This window comes from Bacillus sp. SIMBA_008 (genome assembly GCF_046535495.1).
Classification (GTDB): Bacteria; Bacillota; Bacilli; order Bacillales; family Bacillaceae; genus Bacillus; species Bacillus subtilis.
In genome coordinates this window covers 1-250 of record NZ_JAWRWL010000929.1, presented here as the reverse complement: position 1 = coordinate 250, position 250 = coordinate 1, and the positions used below count along the sequence as shown (strand labels likewise).

The window sequence follows — 250 nt, the reverse complement described above, 5'->3', positions numbered from 1 at the left end:
GACGGCCGGTTACCGCTTCCTTCGTCGTCCCGCGTTCCGCATCGGTGCGGTGATCGCCCTCGTTCTATTGGTCGTAGCCGTCGTGCTTCCGCTTTTCATCGGCGTCAGTCCCTACGCGGTCGCGCCGGAGATCAAGCTCAGTTCACCGAATGGGAGCCACCTCTACGGTACTGATGACTATGGCAGGGACCTCTTCTCGCGAACGAACGCCGGCTTCAAGGTATCCGTCATGATCGGCGCGTCCGTCGCC

The 250-nt window shown here is 62.0% G+C and carries 1 pseudogene; it reads left to right on the top strand.

The features are described 5' to 3' along the window. Window positions 1-250, top strand: a pseudogene (locus SB658_RS26095) (ABC transporter permease); the annotation flags it as partial.